Below are 20624 nucleotides of genomic sequence, written 5' to 3'. Positions count from 1 at the left end.
AAAAGAGTTAATTATGAAAAAGGAAAATAATCAATCAAAAAAGGAACAACAAGATGTATTAATTGTTGGTTCTTATTTATATAAAATATTAGAACTTTCAGCAATGCTACTTCATCTTGCTGTTTTAATATTGAGTTTTTTATCAATTACAGAAATTCTTACATTATCTAATGAAAATATAAACCATGGTCTTGAAATAGCAACTTTTGTTGTAATTATTCTTATAATTATTGATACATTTATTGTAATTCCAATTACTAAAAGAAGATTTATCAAAAAAAATTTAAAAACATTTTGAGGAACAAATTTAATTACAACAAAAGTAAATGTTCCTCTAAGAATTGAAGCAGATAAAGATTTATATGGAAAAATTATAGAACATGAAGAAACTATAAGACATGAATTAATTAAAATTAATTGAAAATCTCGAAGATGATTAAAGAGTAATATTAATGTTGAAATTAAATATGAAGAAACATATGTAAAATTTATTATAAATTACATAATCATCGATCTTAAGAGTAATAAAATAAGAATCGATGCTAAATTACTTAATTTAAAAAATGAAGAGATAGTTTTAAATAGAGATTTTATTTTTACATTTTATGTAGATAAAAAAATTGCTCATTGATCAGGAATTTTTCCCCAACATCCTTTATTTGGGGAATGAATTTGACCAAAAGTTAATCAAAAAGAAAAATAATAAAAAACTATACTTGATTTAAAGTTGTAAAGATTATATCTTTACTAAAATTATATTTATAACTTCCATCTTCATAAAAATAATTAATTCCAGTAATTTCATAATCAGTATTTGCTTCTAAATTATCAAGAGTTATTTTTAAATGCTGATCAATTATTACTTCTTGATAACTTCCATCTGCAAAATTAACTTTTACTTGTTTTTGTTCATTATCAAAATAACTTATATTAACATTATCTCCTAAAATTAAATCAAGTTTTAGTGTTGCTTGATTAGTTTCTATAGATTCTAAATTTAGATCAGAAATAGTGTAATCACTTATTGCAATGATTGATTCGAAATTGAATAAATTATTATTAATTTCAATCTTATCAAAAATGTATTTTGTTCCTGGATTAATTTGATCAATTTGATAATAATATAAATCATCATTTATATTTGAATTATCTTGATCATATAAAGTATTATAAAAATTATTATTTAGATCAATTAAATAAATAATAGGAATATTATTTTCATTAAATAAATCTCAAAAATCATCTAATTTAATTTCTAATTTTAACCCATGATCATAATCATTTATAATTGTAATATTTTCAATTGAAAAACTTTTAAATTCAAATATATCATTAGGAAGTAAAATATCATTAGAAGCAGGAATTCCTGCTTCTCCGTATTCATTTGATCCTCACATATAAAGAGTATCGGCGTATCCATCATCATTTATATCAATTAGAGTACTAATATGTGTACTACCTATTGAAAAATCAAGAATATTTCCATTCCAACTTCCATAATAAGGAAATATTTCAATTGGTGTATAAATTACCTCTTCTGTATAGCTACCAATTCCATCTTGTCCATTTTGATTACTTCCTCACATATATAATGTATCTGCATAACCGTCAAGATCAACATCCACTAAAATTCCTGAATTTTGATTATTTGTTTCAAAATCAATTAAATTACCAGGAAAAGAATAAATAGTAATAGGACTAGGATTTAACGAAATATTATTTCCCATTACTCCATTTATATTAGACCCTCACATATATAATGTATCAGCATAATTATCATCATTATTATCTACTATTACTCCTGAAGTATAATAACCAACAGAGATATCTGTTATATTTCCATTTCATCCTCTATCTGGTTCAGTAATTTTAGGAAATGTTTGTTTTTCAGGACTTATTTGTCCTTGTCCTAATTGATCATATTGATTATCTCCTCACATATAAACAGTATCTGCATATCCATCATAATTAGTATCAACAGTAAGGCCAGAACTATCCTTTCCTAATTCAAGATCCATCAAATTACCATTTCAACTTTCGTTCTCAGGAATTACTGTTATAGGATAAGAATAATTACTATTACCTTCTACTCCTAATTGATTAAAACTATTATCTCCCCACATATATAAAATATCACCATATCCATCAAGATTGCTATCAATTGTTAATCCTGTAAAATCTTCTCCTAAAGATAAATCAATTATATTTCCACCTCAATTAATTTTACCTTCTGGGAGAATTTTTTGTGGATATGTGAAATTATTAAGTTCACTATTATTTCCTAATTGTCCTAAATTATTATTTCCCCACATATATAAAGTATCACCATATCCATTATAATCAGTGTCAACAGTAAGGCCAGAATGAGAATCCCCTAATTCTAAATTAATTAAATTACCTTCTCAAGATTCTTCTTTAGGTAAAATTTTAATTGGACCATTATTTACATCATTTTTAGTTCCATTTCCAATTTGGCCATATTGATTATTTCCCCACATATACAAAGTATCACCATATCCATCAAAATCACTATCTATAATTGATCCAGAATAATTATTTCCATTTTCTTGATCAATTATATATCCGTAATTATTTGTATTTTTCTTTTCATTAATTTTGAAATTATATGAATGAATAGGAAAAAGAAACAATAAAATTGTAAATAGAGAAAATATTTTTTTATTCATAATTTATAAACTCAATTCAATTACTATAATTAATAAATTAATTATAGCATGTAAAATTTAATTTTTGAGAATAAAAGAAATTTATAAATATATTTTAATTGATGCTAAGAGATATCTTAATTAAAAACTTAAATAAAAAATTTTATCTTCTTTTTTATTTACATCGCTCTTAAAAAATATTAATTTTCATAAATTCAAAAAGGATCCTAAATTTAGGATCCTTTTTCTTTTTAATTAGCTACTTTTGTTATCTCATCTTGATCTACAACTTTTGCTTTTTTGAATTGTTTATATTTTCTTGCAAAATAAATAATTATTAATGTTAATAAAATTGCTAATATTATTACTAAAATAATCGAAATCATTAATTTAAAATTAAAATTATTATCAGTTTGAATATTTATTGATTCTTGAAATAAACTTGCAGATGATCCATCTTCTTGAAAACTAATTCCAATAAAATTATAATTTGTTTTCTCTGATAATTGTGTTACATTAAATCTAGCGTATCCTTGTTCTATACTACTATTTACTGTTGAATCTTTATTAATACTATTTACTTCTGATTCTCAACTATTTTCAACATAATCACCTTCATAAATATTATTATTGGAATCAATAAGATAAACATTATCAATATTTGCTAATGAACCATCTTCATTTACAATAACATTATTTAATCCAATTTTAAATTGAAAGGAATCACTATTAATCTGTTCTATTTCGAAAGTATTATTAATTTGATAAAATGTCGGAATTAATGTATCTGTTCAAAAAACTAAATTAACTGGATTAAAAGTATATTTATAATTTCCATTTTGATAAAAATAATCAATACTTGTTATTGTATATTGATTTTCTGAATTTAATCCATCTAATAAAATTTGTTCATTTTGATTAATAATTGTTTCTTTTATATATTGATTTTCTTGATCTTGATAATTGATTCTAACTTTTAATTCCTCTTCTGTAAAATTATTAATATTAAAATTCATTTTATTTTCAAAATCAAGATCAATTAAAGCATCTGATTCAGTAATATTTTCTTCTGAAATCGAAGCTTCTTTTATTTTATAATCAGATAAAATTTCAATTTCATTTATATTAAATATTAAATCTTCATTAAAATCATCTCCTTGATCATTTATTAAAATTTCATCTCATTGATATTTTTGTCCACTTTTAATATTATTTATTTTATAAGAATATGAATCAGATTCGGGATCAGAATTTAAAAAATCATAAGTAGTATTATAGATATTTCCTTGATCTTGGTTTTTTAATTTTAAAGTAGGTATATTACTTTTATTAAAAAAATCATTATTATCTTCTAATGTAATATTTATTTCCAATCCATAATTACTTGTATCAATAATTTCATAATTTTCTAATTTAAAATTTTCTAATTTAAAATTTTGTTGATCAGGAGTTAATATATTCACACCTATTTGGCTATTTCCTAATTGTCCATAGCTATTATCTCCTCAGAGATAAAGTTCATCCCCTAATCCATCATAATCACTATCAATAAGTGCAGAACTTGAATTTCCTCCTAAATCAATATTTATTACATTTCCATTTCAATCAAATTCTTCTCCATTTTGATTTAAAGGTTTAGTTGGTGTAGAAATTCCTTTTTCTAATTGATTATCTATTGTTCCATTTCCAATCTGTCCATAACTATTATCTCCCCAAAGATAAATAACATCACCTAAATGATCATTATTAGTATCAACTGCAATAGAACTATTTATTCCGGAAAGAGAAAAATTAACAAGATCTCCTCCTCAATTTTGTTCAGGACCATAAGAAACAGTTGGTATAAATTCATTTTGATAAGAATTTATATTTCCCAATTGTTTAAAATAATTATCTCCTCACATATAAAGCGTATCTGCATAACCATTTAAATCAGTATCAACAGTAACCCCAGAATGAGAAGAACCTAATTCAAGATCAATTAAATTTCCTTCTCAATATCCATTTTGTGGTGTAATTATTGTTGGGGAAACGATATCATTTCTTTCTTCTCCATTTCCTACTTGTCCATATTCATTTGCTCCTCATGAATATAATGTATCAGCATAACCATCATAATCAGTATCAATTGTAACAGCACTATGATGACCATCTATTTCAAAATCAATAATATTTCCGCCTCAATTATCTTGATCTTTTGGAGTAATTAAAGTTGGTTCTAAAATTGTATTATTTTTTTCACCATTCCCAATTTGTCCATCTTCGTTATTTCCTCAAATGTAAAGATTTTCAGCATAACCATCATCATTTGTATCAATTGTAACTCCGGAATATCCATAAGATAATTCTAATGATATAATATCTCCTTCTCAATTAAAATCAACTAACATTGGAACATAACTATAATTAGTAATACTATTGCTTATTACTAATTGTTGATATCTATTATCTCCTCACATATAAAGTTGATCACTTTTACCATCATTATCTGAATCAAAAACAACACCAGAATGTGTTCCACTACTTTCTAATTGATAAAAACTACCACTACCATATTTAAAAATATCTAATTTTTGTGGTGTAGTAATAAAGTCATTTTCTTGATCATTAATTCCAATTTGTCCATATTCATTATCTCCTCACATATAGATAGTATCTGCTAATCCATCCAAATCTTGATCAATTAAAGCTCCAGAAGTTGCTGGATAAATTTGATCAGATTCTTCCGAATAAACTTGTTGCCCATTTACTTGTTCAATAATATTTCCAATTTGATTACTATTTATTTGTTCTTTTTTAAAATTCTTATCATAGTTATTTAAATTAAAATAACCAATATTTAAAAAAACTAAAAAAACAGAAATAAAAGTAAATATTTTAAAATTGAAAAATTTATTTTTTTTCATTATTTTAAGAATATTAATTCCTTTTATTTATTAATTTTTATTAAAACCCTCTACGCTCAAAAATATAAAATATTTTTAATAAAAAAATTATAACAAGGAAAAATAAAAATATTGAAAAAATATTATTTATTAATATAAATAAAAAGCAAAATATAAATATTTTAAGTTTTAAAATATTTAAAATAACGTCTATTTTACTTGCTTTTTTTTATTATAATTAATTTAATGTTTTGGTTAGTTGGTATTCATGAGTTGTTTAACCCAAAAAAAATATTTGATTCTGTTAAAAGAAGGTTTTGGTTAGTTGGTATTCATGAGTTGTTTAACCCATATACCAATCAATCTAATTGAGGCGGTATGTTTTGGTTAGTTGGTATTCATGAGTTGTTTAACCCATTGTCTTCTCAGTTAAACATAAACTCTATGTTTTGGTTAGTTGGTATTCATGAGTTGTTTAACCCAATTAGTATAATCATCAGTTAGTGTAAATGTGTTTTGGTTAGTTGGTATTCATGAGTTGTTTAACCCATTAACATTTGAGTAAAATCCTCTAACGTTGTTTTGGTTAGTTGGTATTCATGAGTTGTTTAACCCGTAAGGAACGTATAAATATAATATTTCTGTGTTTTGGTTAGTTGGTATTCATGAGTTGTTTAACCCTCGTTATAAGCGAAAGTAGATGGTCTAAGGGTTTTGGTTAGTTGGTATTCATGAGTTGTTTAACCCTAGTGGTATGAATGCATTAACCATTAAAGTGTTTTGGTTAGTTGGTATTCATGAGTTGTTTAACCCTTATTTAAAAATTAAGTTGCGAAGTAATTAGTTTTGGTTAGTTGGTATTCATGAGTTGTTTAACCCTATTTTAATTAAGTCATTATATGCAAAAGTGTTTTGGTTAGTTGGTATTCATGAGTTGTTTAACCCAGATTAAAATGTTAATTGAATATTTATGGGGTTTTGGTTAGTTGGTATTCATGAGTTGTTTAACCCTTTAATGGTATTCGGGTCCATCTGTGCGATGTTTTGGTTAGTTGGTATTCATGAGTTGTTTAACCCTTTAATGGTATTCGGGTCCATCTGTGCGATGTTTTGGTTAGTTGGTATTCATGAGTTGTTTAACCCTTATTTTTTTGTTGTTTTTAACAACATTTAGTTTTGGTTAGTTGGTATTCATGAGTTGTTTAACCCATAATATAACTATATAAGAAAAAACTAATTGTTTTGGTTAGTTGGTATTCATGAGTTGTTTAACCCAAATCAACTGCAATTCTCATATTCTACGTTGTTTTGGTTAGTTGGTATTCATGAGTTGTTTAACCCTAAAAATATTAGTGGATTTACATTGCTATAGTTTTGGTTAGTTGGTATTCATGAGTTGTTTAACCCAGCAGACACCATTATGATTACTTCAGTTTTGTTTTGGTTAGTTGGTATTCATGAGTTGTTTAACCCATTAAAAATAAGAGGAATTTATTCCAATGTGTTTTGGTTAGTTGGTATTCATGAGTTGTTTAACCCGTTTTAATATAAGGTTCAAAAGCAAAATTAGTTTTGGTTAGTTGGTATTCATGAGTTGTTTAACCCTTAAAAATGACCGTTTAATATTAAGGGACAGTTTTGGTTAGTTGGTATTCATGAGTTGTTTAACCCTTTTTTTTTCCTTTTTCTTTACCCACCTAGTTTTGGTTAGTTGGTATTCATGAGTTGTTTAACCCTTTAAGATTATGACCAATGAAATTATACGGGTTTTGGTTAGTTGGTATTCATGAGTTGTTTAACCCTATATCTGATGTAATCAAATGTATATGAAAGTTTTGGTTAGTTGGTATTCATGAGTTGTTTAACCCATTTACATTGGTATAAATGCCTCTTACTTTGTTTTGGTTAGTTGGTATTCATGAGTTGTTTAACCCCACCAGACGAATATTTAGCAAATTTTAATAGTTTTGGTTAGTTGGTATTCATGAGTTGTTTAACCCAAGGTAGTGAGGAACTAAAAAAACCACATAGTTTTGGTTAGTTGGTATTCATGAGTTGTTTAACCCATTTTTTGATAGTTTTTTATACCATATTATGTTTTGGTTAGTTGGTATTCATGAGTTGTTTAACCCTTTGCAGTAGTTGTTTTTCCTAAACCTGCTGTTTTGGTTAGTTGGTATTCATGAGTTGTTTAACCCTAATAGTTCAATTAAGCTTAAATTTACGTTGTTTTGGTTAGTTGGTATTCATGAGTTGTTTAACCCATATTAACATTTGCGATGGACCTTTTCAATGTTTTGGTTAGTTGGTATTCATGAGTTGTTTAACCCTAATAGTTCAATTAAGCTTAAATTTACGTTGTTTTGGTTAGTTGGTATTCATGAGTTGTTTAACCCGAAATAATATTTAATATTGCATTAAGATTAGTTTTGGTTAGTTGGTATTCATGAGTTGTTTAACCCCAATAATAACTACATATAATTGATCAGATGGTTTTGGTTAGTTGGTATTCATGAGTTGTTTAACCCTTTCCTTACAAAGATAATGATAATGAAGTTGTTTTGGTTAGTTGGTATTCATGAGTTGTTTAATCAATAATTTTTATATAATAGATTTAAATAGAAATTTAAATATATAAAAGGATAATAATGCAATTAGAAAATAAGAAATATTTAGCATTAGATATTGGAGTTACATCATTAGGATGGGCTATCTCAGAATATAATAATCAAAAAAACAATTGAAATATATTAGATTTTGGTGTTAGATTATGAGATGCACCCGAAGATAGTAAATCTTTAGATACAAAAACTTCCGAAAGAAGACAATTTAGATCTGGAAGAAGATTAAATTCTCGTAAAAAAATAAGAATAAATGATCTTAAAAAAACTTTTTATAATCATAAATTATTAAAAAAAGAAGATTACCAAAATCACATTTTAAAAATTAATAAAGAAGGAAAAAAATATTTTAAAGATGATAAATTTAATTCAATTATTTTAAGAAAAAAAGGATTAGAAGAAAAATTAACAAATTTAGAATTATTAATTGCTTTAATTAATATTGCAAAAAGAAGAGGATATAGTAATCGTTTTCTTATTCCAAATTTAAATGAAAATAAAGATGCAAGAAAAAGCATCGAAAAAAGTAAAGAATTAATAAAAAAATATAAATATCCAATTAAAGCTATTACAGAAGATTCTTTTTTTAATTTTAATCCAAAAGATCTAAGTAAATTTAACTATCGTAGTAGAGTTTTTAATGAAAGTAAATTTAATGAACAAATTTTTCTAGACAAAAACAAAAAAGAAATAAATATAATTAATTTACAAAATTTATTGAAAAAATATAATATAGATCATAAAAATGAATCAGAAAAAGAATTAATTAACATATTAAAAAATACATTAATTAAGAAATATAATGATAATCAAATTTTATTTAATCGTGAAGATTATGAAAATGAATTTGATGCATTATTAAATAAACAGATCGAATATAATGATAAATTAAGTGATATAAAAGAAGATTTAAAAAAAATTATATTTAGACAACGAGATTTTGAAGATGGTCCAGGACCCAAAGATCCAGAAGTAAAAAAAATTTGAAAAGAAAAATTAAATAAAGATTCTAAACAATTTTATTACAAACAATTTTTTGAAAATTTAGGAAATTGTGAATTTTTTCAAGATCAAAAAAGATTATCTTGCTTTTCAATTGAAAATGATATTTCGTTTATTCTAAATGAAACAGGAAAGATATTTTCAAAACTAAAAAATGAAAAACAAATTAATTCAGAAAAAATAAAAATAATTACAAGAGAAATATTTGATAATTATTTTAAAAATTTAAAATTTGATCGTAAAATAATTACAGAAATATTTTCAAAACATAATTTAAATTTACCTAAATTAGATGGAATTAGTTTTGCTAATAGTAATTTATTTTTACATTCGTTTGCACAAAATAATGAAAATAAAGAATTCATTTTAAAAAATCTTAAAATAGATCTAAATTTTTTAAATACAATTAGAGATAGTAAAATAAATAAAATTGCAAATGTTTTATTTAAAAATAAAACACCAGAAAAATTAAAAAATGAATTGATAAAAATAGATTCATTTTTTAATGATCAAAATGATGGATATAATTGAATTAGAAAAAATAACAAATGAATAGGAAAAGGAAATAAAACTTTATCTACATCAAGCAAATTTATCTTATCTGCTCTTAAAAATCAATTAGATACAGGAGAGATAATTTTTGAATATCAAAATAAAATAAGAGAAAAAAATACAGAAGAAAAATTAGAAAAATTAAAAGAAAAGGAAATAAAATTATTTTCTCCAATTAAAGATCAAGATATGCAAAAAAATTCTGTAGTTTTTCGAGCAATAAATCAAGTTAGATTAGTAGTAAGAGATTTATTAAAAATACATAATTTTGATGGATTAATTATTGAAGTAGCAAAAGATCTTTATGCAGAAAAAACATTAAGAAATAAAATAAGAAGTAATCAAGATAAAAATCAAAAAATAAGAGAAGAATCTGAAAATAAATTAAAAGAACATAATTTAATTCCAACTTCTAAAAACATTAATAAATATTTAATTTGAAAAGATCAACAATTAGATCAAATTTCAAAAAAAGAAAATTTTGCATATGATTTATATGATGTTGATTTTAAAGAAAAAATTTATTTAAAAAACTTTATTGAAGACAAAAATAATGAATACCAAGTTGACCATATTGCTCCTTATTCTTTAGTAAATGATGATACTAAAAATAATAAGATAGTTACTTCAAGAAAAAATAATGCTCTTAAAAGTAACAAAACACCACTTGATTTTTTTAAAATACAAAATTTTACTAATAAACAATTAAATAATTGAAAAAATAAAATTGAAAAAAGTATAAATAGTAATGTAAAATTAGCATATTTATTTATGGAGAATTTAGATCGATCAAAGGAAACAGGATTTGAATCTAGAAATATTAATGACACAAGATATATTACAAAATATATTACTGATTATTTAAAATTAGAATTTGCAAAAAAAGAAAGAAAAGAAAATATTAAGTCTCCCAAAATATTACAAATTCAAGGAGGAATTACTTCATATTTTAGAAGATTATGATTAAATCCTTCTAATTATAAATATGGAAGCTTATGAGGAGATATTAATAAACCTCGTGATATCTCTCCTTTTCATCATGCTGTAGATGCAATAATTCTTTCTAATATGATTTCTGAGCAACATATTGAGTTTTATCAATTGATAGTTAGAATTATTAATTTTTATAACTATTATGTAAATAAAAAAGATTCATTTAATATTAAAGAAAAATTATTTGAACAAAAAAGAATAATTGATAATCGATTTAAAGATCGTGGATTTGTCTATTTTTATGGTACAAAAGAATTAAACAATAAATTAAATCAAGTATTTAATTATTTAATAAATTTAATTGATCAAAAAATTAAAACTAATCAAAGATTAGAAAGAATAGATTTTACTACCGATCAAAATATTTTAAATTTAATAAGTCCTTTAATTGAAAATCTTCCTAGTAAAATTAACAATTTAATTCCTGTAAGATTAAAGCAAATAAATCAAAAATATCCAGCAACAACATTTGATTCAAATACAAACGAATATATAAAAGAAATTAAATATAAAAAAATTCCAGCATTTTTGGATACTATTGAAGCAACAGAATGAGCAAACTTGAATAATAAAAACATTAAAGATTATCCTTATGTATCTTATAAAATAGACAAAAGAATAAGAGGAACTTTACTTGCAAAGCAAAATCCTAGTTCTAAAAAAGAAGCAATAGATCAAAAAACAGGAAAATTAAAAAATTCATTTATTAAAGATAAAAAAGGTAATTTTTGAGATATTTCAAAGTATATTGGATATACATATGATCAAAATAAAAAACTAATTCCAATTTATCGTAATCAAATAGCTGAAATTGCAAAACAAAAAGAAAAAATAAATTTAATTTTATTTAAAAATGCACAATTTAAATTATCAAATGATGAAATTATTTATACATATAAATCTTTAGATTCATTAGAAAAAAGATTTAGTGCACCAATTTCTAATTTAACACAACATACAAATCCAAAAAAATATAAAGAAATGTTTAATATTAAATTAAGAATTTCAATATCTAAAGCACAAGATTTAAAACTTGTAAATATTACAAGATTAGGAAAAATAGAATAATTTATATAAAAAATACCAATAATAAGAATCTCTCATGAGATTCTTATTTTAATTTATTTTCATATTCATCATTTTCCTTTTGGATTTTATTTATTCTATTTTGTTTTATTACTTGATTTTCTTTTTTAATATTTATTTGATCTTTTTCTAGATTCAAATTTTTTATTTCTATTACTGTTTCGTTTATATTATCTAATGTTTTCTGGCTATTTTTACCAATTTTTATTGTAAGATATATTGCAAATCAAGCAATTGTAAATGAAATTAAATATGAAAAAAAATCTTTAGTATCTATTTGCATATAAATTATTAAAATAACTAAAATTAAAAGAAAAAGAAATCATACAATAGTAAAAATAATTTCTAAATACTTGTTTATAAAATTATTTAATTTAATTTTAATTATTTCCATTTATTAATTTAATAAAAAAAGGTTTATTATTTTTAAAATATTCAATTATTTCATTATTTTTAATTTTTTTGTAATAACTGTATCTTTCAAAATTGTCTATTCAAGGTTTTGTCTTATGGCTTTCTTCAATAAGTTCGATTGTTGAAAAATTTTTTAAGAAAAAATAAGCCATTTCAAAAACAATTAATTGTTTTTCATTTTGATATAAAATAAATAAATCATTATCTTCATTTGGTGATGGATTATAGATACTATTTAAAATTGGTCCATTTTCAAAAGCACATCAAGTCATCTTTTCATAATTTTTTTTATTTGATATAAAAGAAGCAAAAATATCATATTCTTCTTTTCATTGTGCATACTTTTTATTTGTATTTATTGCATGAGCAATAATAAAATAAATTATTTTATGCTTTCTTAATTTATTATAATTTTTTTTCGAAAATTGATTTAAATGATCTTCTATATTAATTAAAACATCATAAATTTTTTGCTTGAAAGTTTCTTTTTGTTTATTGATATTTTTATTTATATTTTTTATTGGATCAAAAATTTCGTCTTTTTTAAATTTTTCTTTTATTTTTTCAAAATCTTCTTTAGAATAATCAGTAAATAAATTTTCATTAAGATATCTTTTTAATAATAAAAATTCATTATTATCAACATTTATAATATTTGAATAGTAATTCTCATAATGTTTTTTTAATTTAATAAATTCAATTTTTCTAATTCATGTAAAAAATTCAATTTTATTATTTTCCATTTTTTCCTTTATTATCATTATTATAGATTAGTTAATTTATTATTTTATTCTTATTTATATATGTAAATTTTACAAAATTATTAAAATAAAAAAAATATAGGAATTTCCCTATATTTTTTTACTCTTTTACTCTTTTACTTTTTTACTTCTGTGTATCTTTTATATACATACCTAGCAATTGCAGGAGAACTTGATAATCCTGGAGATTGAATTCCTGCTACATGAAAGAAATTATCTACTTCTTTACTTTTTTCAATATAATAATCATTTGTTAATTCATTTATTGATCTAGAACCAGCAAGTACAGAAACAACACGACCAAGATCAATATTAGGATTTATTTTCTTTCCTATTTTCCTTACATGTTTAAGACCTTTTTCTGTTACTATTTGAATATCATTTTTTGGAATGTTATCTTCTGCATTAGGACCAACAAGAACTCTTCCATCTAACAAAGGAGCGATTATTACTCCTTTTCCATGTTTAGATGGAGTTAAAAAAAATACATCAAAAGTTGTATATTTTCTCTGATCATGATCTAAAATAAGATATTGTCCTCTTCTGGTTTTAATTTTAAATAAAGGATTTTTTTCGACAAGTCTTGCAATTTCTTCTGATCAAACTCCGCTTGCATTAATAATATATTTTGCCTTTATAATTTGGTCTTTTTCAGATTTTAGAACTCATTCATTTTTTTCTTTTTTAATATCATTTACTTTAAAATTTAAATGATACTTAAGTCCTAATTTTTTAGCTTCTTCAAAAATAAAATTCCCAAATTGATGTGCATCAATAATTTTAGAAGTATTTACTAATAAAGCTTTAATTATCTTTTTATTAAGATACGGATTTACTTTGAGAATTTCTTTATTATCAATTATTTGCATACTTTTAGGATTTAAACCATTTTTAATTCCTTGCTCATACAGTAAATTTAATTCTTTAATATCTTCATCATCAAATGCCAAGATATAAGAATTAATATTTTCTCAATGAAATTTTGCATCTTTTTTTAAATATCTTTGCTCAAAAAGATGACGGCCTTCTACATTAAATTTTGCTTTTAACGTTCCGGGCGTTGCATCAAACCCACTATGAATGACTCCACTATTATGTGAGGAAGTTTCTAACATTACATCGCGATTTTTTTCTAAAAGACAAATATTCTTAATATTTTTTTCTAAAAATTCTTTTGCAATGGTAAGACCTATTACTCCACCACCAATAATTGCTACATCATATGATTTTGTATCACTCATTATTTTTCCTTTATTTTGTTTTATTTCATTCTAATGCTAATCTTACTGATTCTTTTCAATTTTTGATAATTTTTTCACTTTCACTTACTTTGGCATTTGGTTTATAAATTTTTTTAAATTTAATTAATTTATCAATTTCTGCTTGATCTTTTCAGAATTTTGCTTTTAATCCAGCAAGAAAAGCTGCACCAAGTGCAGTAATTTCTGATGATTCTGGATTATATAATTTTGCTTCTAAAATGTTTGATTGTAATTGCATTAAATTTTGTGTTTTTGAAACACCACCATCAATAGACATTTTTATAATTTTTGAATTGTAATCTTCTTGAAAAGCTTTAAAAATATCATATGTTTGAAAAGCAATTGAAGCTGCAGTTGCTCTTATAATATCACCACGATTTGTTCCTCTTGTAATTCCAGTAATTAATCCTCTTGCTTTTGTATTTCAATAAGGAGATCCTACTCCAACAAAATAAGGAACAACAGTAACTCCTTTTGTATCATAATTATCTTTCAAGTAATAATCGATTTGTTCATATTCTTGAATAAGATGTAATTCATCTTTTATTCATTTAAGCGCATTTCCAGCAATATAAATTGAACCCTCAAGAGCATAAGTTACTTTTCCATTTAATCCTAAAGCAATTGTTGTAAGTAATCCATTTTTTGATCTTACAACTTTTTCTCCAGTATTTAACATTAAAAATGCTCCTGTTCCATAAGTACCTTTTAATTCTCCAATTTTACTTCTATGTCCAAAAAGAGATGATTGTTGATCACCTATAGATGAATATATTGGAATACCTTTAAAAGCATCAATATCTGTAGTACCAAAATTATCAGAAGAATTTTTAACTTCTGGTAAAATTTTTTCTGGAATATCAAATAATTTTAATAATTCTTGATCTCATTTTAAATTAATAATATTAAATAATAAAGTTCTTGAAGCATTTGTATAATCAGTAACAAATGATTTACCATTTGTTAATTTTCAAATAAGTCAAGTATCAATTGTTCCTGCTAAAACTTCGCCTTTTTCAGCACGATTTCTTAATCCTTTTACATTATCTAGTAATCATTTTATTTTTGTTCCAGAAAAATAAGGGTCTAATACAAGACCCGTTTTTTCTTTAATTATTTTGATTACTTTAGGATCATTTGCTAATTTTTCACAATAATCCGCAGTTCTTTTATCTTGTCATACAATTGCATGATGAACAGGAATCCCTGTTCTTTTATCTCAAATTACAACTGTTTCTCTTTGATTTGTAATTCCAATTGCTTCAATTTCACTTAATTTTGTGTGATTTTTTTGTATTGCTTGAATTACAACTCCAACTTGATTAGCATATATTTCATTTGCATCATGTTCAACTCAACCCGGTTCAGGAAAATATTGTGTAAATTCATTTTGCCCGATTGACATAACATTTGCTTTTTTATCAAACAAAACAGCTCTTGCTGATGTTGTTCCTGAATCTAATGCTAATATATATTTTTTGTTCATTCTAAATCTATCCTTTTTCTTTTCTTACTTTTATTAAATTGCTACTAAGATTAATTCATAAAAAGCTACAGCAAGCATTGATCCCATAAGTGGTCCTATAATTGGAACTCATGAATATTGTCAATTACTTGTTCCTTTATTTGGGATTTTAACAATTTGATGAACTAATCTTGGCATCAAGTCTCTTGCTGGATTAATTGCATATCCAGTTAATCCTCCAAGAGTTAATCCGATTCCCAAAACTAATAAACCAGCAAATAAAGGTCCTAGTATTAATGTATCTCATCCTGCTTCAGTAAGTGCTAACAATGGTAAAACTAATGCAGATGTTGCAAACATTTCTGTTGCAAGATTTCTATATCATCTTGGAATTGCTGGTGTAGTGTGAAAAGTACCAGCAACTGCTTTTGGATCTTTTGTTTCTTTGAAGTGATCTCAAAATAAAAAAGCAACTAATAAAGCACCAAGAAATGCCCCAACTAATTCTCCTGCAAAATATACAAAAGCTTGTCCAGTATCTATTGTACTTTCCGCTCACATTGCTAATGTAACAGCAGGGTTTAAATGTCCCCCAGAATAAAAGGCAACGGCAGCTCCAATCATAACTCCCATTCCTCATCCAAAACTGATTACAATTCAACCAGAATTATTTGAATAGGTTTTTTTAAGATTAACACTAGCGTTTACCCCACAACCTATTAATATCAAAAAGAAAGTTCCTAACATTTCTGATAGGAATATTCCTCCTAAATTTAAATCCATTACTTTTAATCCTCCTAATTTTTCATATAAATTATATTACTTTTAAATTTCTAAAATTAAATAAATTTTTTTCTTTTTAAAAAAATATAAATAATAAACTACATAATAATATTATTATTAAACTTTTTAATTTCTTATTTTTTTAAATTATTTATTTTTAAAAAAATAAGTTTCTATTTTTAAAAATTTAATAATATTTAATTATATAGTGTAAAAAAAATAAAAATAGGGAATTTATAGAATAATATTATGCCATCAAATCAAAAGAAAAAACAATATGATATTGATGCACAAAAGATAGTTTTATTATTAGGGGAAAATAATATAATATCGGCTTCTCATTGCCAAACAAGATTACGACTTGTTTTAAAGGATCCAACAATAGTCGATATTAAAGCAATTGATAAATTAGATTCTGTAAAAGGAACTTTTACACAATCTGGACAATTTCAAATAATAATTGGAACCGATGTTGGTGATTTTTATAAAATATTTTTAAAATATGCAAAAATAACAAATGCAACAAAAGAAGAAACAAAAATTGCAGCAAAAAAACAAGCAAATAAATTTCAAAAAGTAATGTCAGTATTTTCAGAAATTTTTATTCCTTTAATTCCTGTTATTGTAGCTGGAGGATTAATTCTTGCATTTCGAAATTTACTTGAACTTGATTGAACTGGTGAGGGTGGATCAGCAATTAATAATAGTAATTTTGCTAAGAATTTAGATGATTGATTATGATTACCAGCACAAGCTGTATTTTGATATTTACCTGTTCATGTTGTTTGATCAATGTTTCAAAGAGCAAATAAACCAGGAGCCTTAGGAATAACAATTGGAATAATGTTAATTGCTCCAGGAACATTAGTTAATATGTATAGTGTTTCAGATGCCTTAGGAAATATATATATACAATCTTTTTATTATGATCAATCTCATAATATTTATATTAATTTAGATGCAATTCCAAATGGTACAGAATATTACATAGTTACAGGAGGAGTATATTCTCCTGATCAAATTCTTGCTTTTAATAATATTCATAATCTTGTAGATTTTACTGGAATTGATCCAAATGATCCCAATAAAGAAGAAATGATTAATATTTTAAATCAAGCAGGATTAACTAGTTCATATGAAGTAAAAACAATTTTTCAAGCGATCGATGCCCTAGATGCTTCTTATTTTACATCATATTGACCTCTTGCAATTTCATATATTGGTCAAATAATTCCAGCACTACTTGTTGGTTGATTTGGAGTTTGATTTTATGATTTAATTGAAAGACATACAATTCCCTCTGTAAGATATGTTTGACCACCCTTTATTACAATTCTTGTAATACAAATTGTTGCACTTGGAATAATTGGTCCAATTGGAGCAATTATTGGATGAGCAATATCCGTTAGTTTTGAATGAGCATTTACGCAACCTATTGCAAAATATTTCTTTGGACCATTATTCGGATTACTTTATCCTGTACTTGTTATTACAGGATTACATCAAACACTTAATGCTGTAATGTTGCAATTAACAACAACAAATGCAAATTTTATTTTTCCAATGCTTGCATTATCAAATATGGCTCAAGGAGCTGCTGTATTTGCTGTTGTTTATATGTTACGAAAAGATGCCAAAATGCGGGAGCAGGGAAATGCCGCTGCTATTACATGTTGACTTGGAGTAACAGAACCAGCAATGTATGGAGTAAATCTTAGATTTATGTTTCCTTTCGTAGCAGCAATGCTTGGATCTGCCCTTGCTTCAATGTTTGATGTCGCATTCGGAATAACTGCAAATGGAATTGGAATGGGAGGAATTTTAGGATTTTTAAATGTAAATAATAGTTCTTTAAATGCAGAATGAGCGGCATGAATAGTTTATATTTTAATTATGATCGGAACTGTTATTTGAACTTTTTTTCTTACAATTCTTTTTTCTAAAAAATCACATTGATTTGCAAAATTATCAACAGAAGGTTGAAATGATTATTTAAAAGATGTAGAAGAAAATCTAGAAAAAAATACAGAAAATATTGAGAGATATAAATATAGAAATACATTTATAGAAGAAAAACAAAAACATTACAAAAAATTTGAAAAACTTTTAAAAGAAGAAACAAAATTAAAAGTTGAACAATTTGAAATAAAAGATAATATCAAAAAAATAAAAAAAACAAAAGAAAATCAAAAAGATTTGAAAGAAACCAAAAATAAATATAATAATAATAAAAAAATAATTAGTGAAAAAATAAAAGAAATGGATAAATTAAGCAAATTACAAAAAAAGGAAAATAAAAAAGAAGAAAAGCAAGATAAAAAAAAATAAATGAAAAAAGAAGACCTAGTTGTTTATGAAATATATGTAAAATCTTTTAACGATAGCAACGATGATGGAATTGGCGATTTAAATGGAATAAAAGAAAAAATACCTTATTTAAGAAAATTAGGTATAAATTATATTTGATTAACACCAATTTATCAAACACCAAATATTGATAATGGTTATGATATTGAAAATTATTATAAAATAAATCCTGATTATGGAACAATGTCTGATTTTAATAATCTTTTAAAAGAGGCAAAAAAGTACAAAATAAATATTATGCTTGATATGGTTTTGAATCATACATCAACACAACACCATTGATTCAAAAAGGCTCTTAAAGGATCAAAAAAATATCAAAATTATTACTTTTTTGAAAAAGGTAAAAATAATAAACCACCAACAAATTGAACATCAAAATTTGGCGGAAGTGCTTGAGAGTATATAAAAAAATTAGATTTATGATATTTACATTTATTTTCAAAGCAGCAAGCTGATATTAATTGAGAAAATAAAAAATTACGTGCAGAAGTATTTAAAATTGTAAATTTTTGATTAAAAAAAGGTGTAAAAGGATTAAGATTTGATGTAATAAATCTTATTTCCAAACCAGAAAAGAAAAATTGAAAAAATGATCTTAAATATAATGATGGAAAAAAATTTTATACAGATGGAAAAAATATTAATTTTTATTTAAAAGAATTAAATAAAAAAACATTTTCTAATTATGAAAATGTTTTTACAGTAGGAGAACTTTCATCTACTAATTTAAAGCATTTTGCAAACTATTCTAATCCAAAAAATAAAGAATTAGATATGGGATTTATTTTTTATCATTTAAAAACAGATTATATTGATAATCATAAATGATCATATGCACCTACAAAGGATTTTAAAAAATTTAAAGAAGTAATTGAAACTTGACAATTATATCAACAAAAACATAATAGTTGAATTGCTAATTTTTTATCAAATCACGATCAACCAAGACATATATCTAGATTTGGTAATGATAAAATTTATCATTACCAATCAGCTACTTGTTTTGCAGTTCTTTATATTTTTTTAAGAGGTACTCCTTTTATTTACTATGGAGAAGAAATTGGACAAACAAATCTATATAATACAAAAATTGAAGAATTTAATGATATTGAAACAACAAATGCATATAAAAAACTTCGATCAGAAAACAAAACAGATGATCAAATTTTAAAAATAATAAATCAAAAATCACGAGATAATGGAAGAAGTCCTTTTGCTTGAAATAATAAAAAATACTATGGTTTTTCTGAAACAAGACCATGATTAAAATATAAAAATATCTATAATATAACTTTAGAAAATGATTTAAAAAATAAAAATTCAATTTTTAAATTTTATCAAGAAATTCTTAGATTAAGACAACAAAATAAAACTTTTAAATTAGGAAAAATTAAATTTATTGAAACAAACAATGATAATATTTTTATTTATGAGAGATATGATGATCAAAAAAATTATCAAATTATTTTAAATTTAAGTGATAAAAAACAAAATTATAAAATAAAAGAAAATATCAAAATTATTATAAACAACCACGAAAAATTAAATTTTAATTTTTTAAATCCCTATCAAGCAATTATTGTAGAATGCTAGTGAATCTAAATCTAAAACACTATTATAATTAACTAAAATCAATTAATAATCCTTAAATTAATATGGTATTTATGTTTTTTATCATTCATAAAATTCCCCTTTTGAATTAACAATTAAATCTTAATTTAAATATCAATTCTCAAAGCAATTATAACGCATTATTAAAATAAATTA

Annotated in this window: 11 protein-coding genes and 1 CRISPR repeat array; of the genes, 4 read left to right on the top strand and 7 right to left on the bottom strand. The window is 23.7% G+C overall.

The features are described from left to right. Positions 1 to 13: 13 nt before the first annotated feature. Positions 14 to 703 (top strand): hypothetical protein, encoded by a 690-nt coding sequence (locus tag X271_RS01420; RefSeq protein ID WP_025208691.1) that lies wholly within the window; start codon positions 14 to 16, stop codon positions 701 to 703. 7 nt (positions 704 to 710) lie between these two features. Here the strand turns inward: X271_RS01420 and X271_RS01415 are convergent, their stop codons facing one another. Together X271_RS01415 and X271_RS01410 are read right to left on the bottom strand one after the other, a co-directional pair. Next, entirely contained in the window at positions 711 to 2687 is a 1977-nt protein-coding gene (locus tag X271_RS01415) for an RCC1 domain-containing protein (RefSeq protein ID WP_025208690.1), read from the bottom strand. A 230-nt stretch (positions 2688 to 2917) separates the two neighbouring features. Continuing rightward, on the bottom strand, positions 2918 to 5572 hold the full coding sequence (locus X271_RS01410; protein WP_025208689.1) for an RCC1 domain-containing protein: 2655 nt from the start codon (positions 5570 to 5572) through the stop codon (positions 2918 to 2920). Positions 5573 to 5799: 227 nt separating this feature from the next. After that, a CRISPR array of direct repeats spans positions 5800 to 8145; the repeat unit is 36 nt; unit sequence GTTTTGGTTAGTTGGTATTCATGAGTTGTTTAACCC. Between the two features lie 54 nt (positions 8146 to 8199). On the opposite strand from X271_RS01410, the gene cas9 reads away from it, so the two are divergent. Then, on the top strand, positions 8200 to 11787 hold the full coding sequence (gene cas9, locus X271_RS01405; protein WP_025208688.1) for a type II CRISPR RNA-guided endonuclease Cas9: 3588 nt from the start codon (positions 8200 to 8202) through the stop codon (positions 11785 to 11787). Between the two features lie 43 nt (positions 11788 to 11830). Here the strand turns inward: cas9 and X271_RS01400 are convergent, their stop codons facing one another. The 5 genes from X271_RS01400 to X271_RS01380 all read right to left on the bottom strand — a co-directional run bounded on the left by X271_RS01400 (position 11831) and on the right by X271_RS01380 (position 16490). Then, on the bottom strand, positions 11831 to 12199 hold the full coding sequence (locus tag X271_RS01400; RefSeq protein WP_025208687.1) for a hypothetical protein: 369 nt from the start codon (positions 12197 to 12199) through the stop codon (positions 11831 to 11833). Next, positions 12186 to 12962, bottom strand: a complete 777-nt coding sequence (locus X271_RS01395; RefSeq protein WP_025208686.1) for a hypothetical protein — start codon at positions 12960 to 12962, stop codon at positions 12186 to 12188. The genes X271_RS01400 and X271_RS01395 overlap by 14 nt, the downstream gene beginning before the upstream one ends. A 134-nt stretch (positions 12963 to 13096) precedes the next feature. Then, positions 13097 to 14221: a type 2 glycerol-3-phosphate oxidase gene (gene glpO, locus X271_RS01390; RefSeq protein ID WP_128571633.1), complete on the bottom strand. Its 1125-nt coding sequence runs from the start codon at positions 14219 to 14221 to the stop codon at positions 13097 to 13099. A 10-nt stretch (positions 14222 to 14231) separates the two neighbouring features. Then, positions 14232 to 15728: a glycerol kinase GlpK gene (gene glpK, locus X271_RS01385; protein WP_025208685.1), complete on the bottom strand. Its 1497-nt coding sequence runs from the start codon at positions 15726 to 15728 to the stop codon at positions 14232 to 14234. A 33-nt stretch (positions 15729 to 15761) separates the two neighbouring features. After that, the gene (locus X271_RS01380) at positions 15762 to 16490 is read right to left on the bottom strand and encodes an MIP/aquaporin family protein (protein WP_025208684.1); all 729 of its coding nucleotides are present in this window, start codon (positions 16488 to 16490) and stop codon (positions 15762 to 15764) included. Positions 16491 to 16739: 249 nt separating this feature from the next. Between X271_RS01380 and X271_RS03130 the strand changes: the two genes are divergently transcribed. Both X271_RS03130 and X271_RS01365 read left to right on the top strand, forming a co-directional pair. Then, on the top strand, positions 16740 to 18818 hold the full coding sequence (locus X271_RS03130) for a PTS transporter subunit EIIC (RefSeq protein WP_025208683.1): 2079 nt from the start codon (positions 16740 to 16742) through the stop codon (positions 18816 to 18818). Beyond that, complete coding sequence (locus X271_RS01365) at positions 18819 to 20450, top strand: alpha,alpha-phosphotrehalase (protein WP_025208682.1); 1632 nt, start codon at positions 18819 to 18821, stop codon at positions 20448 to 20450. Positions 20451 to 20624: the final 174 nt, after the last annotated feature.

The organism is Candidatus Hepatoplasma crinochetorum Av, from assembly GCF_000582535.1.
GTDB classification, from domain to species: domain Bacteria; phylum Bacillota_I; class Bacilli_A; order Mycoplasmatales; family Hepatoplasmataceae; genus Hepatoplasma; species Hepatoplasma crinochetorum.
Note: the sequence above shows the minus strand (reverse complement) of the source record. Positions and strands in the feature narration are given on the sequence as shown.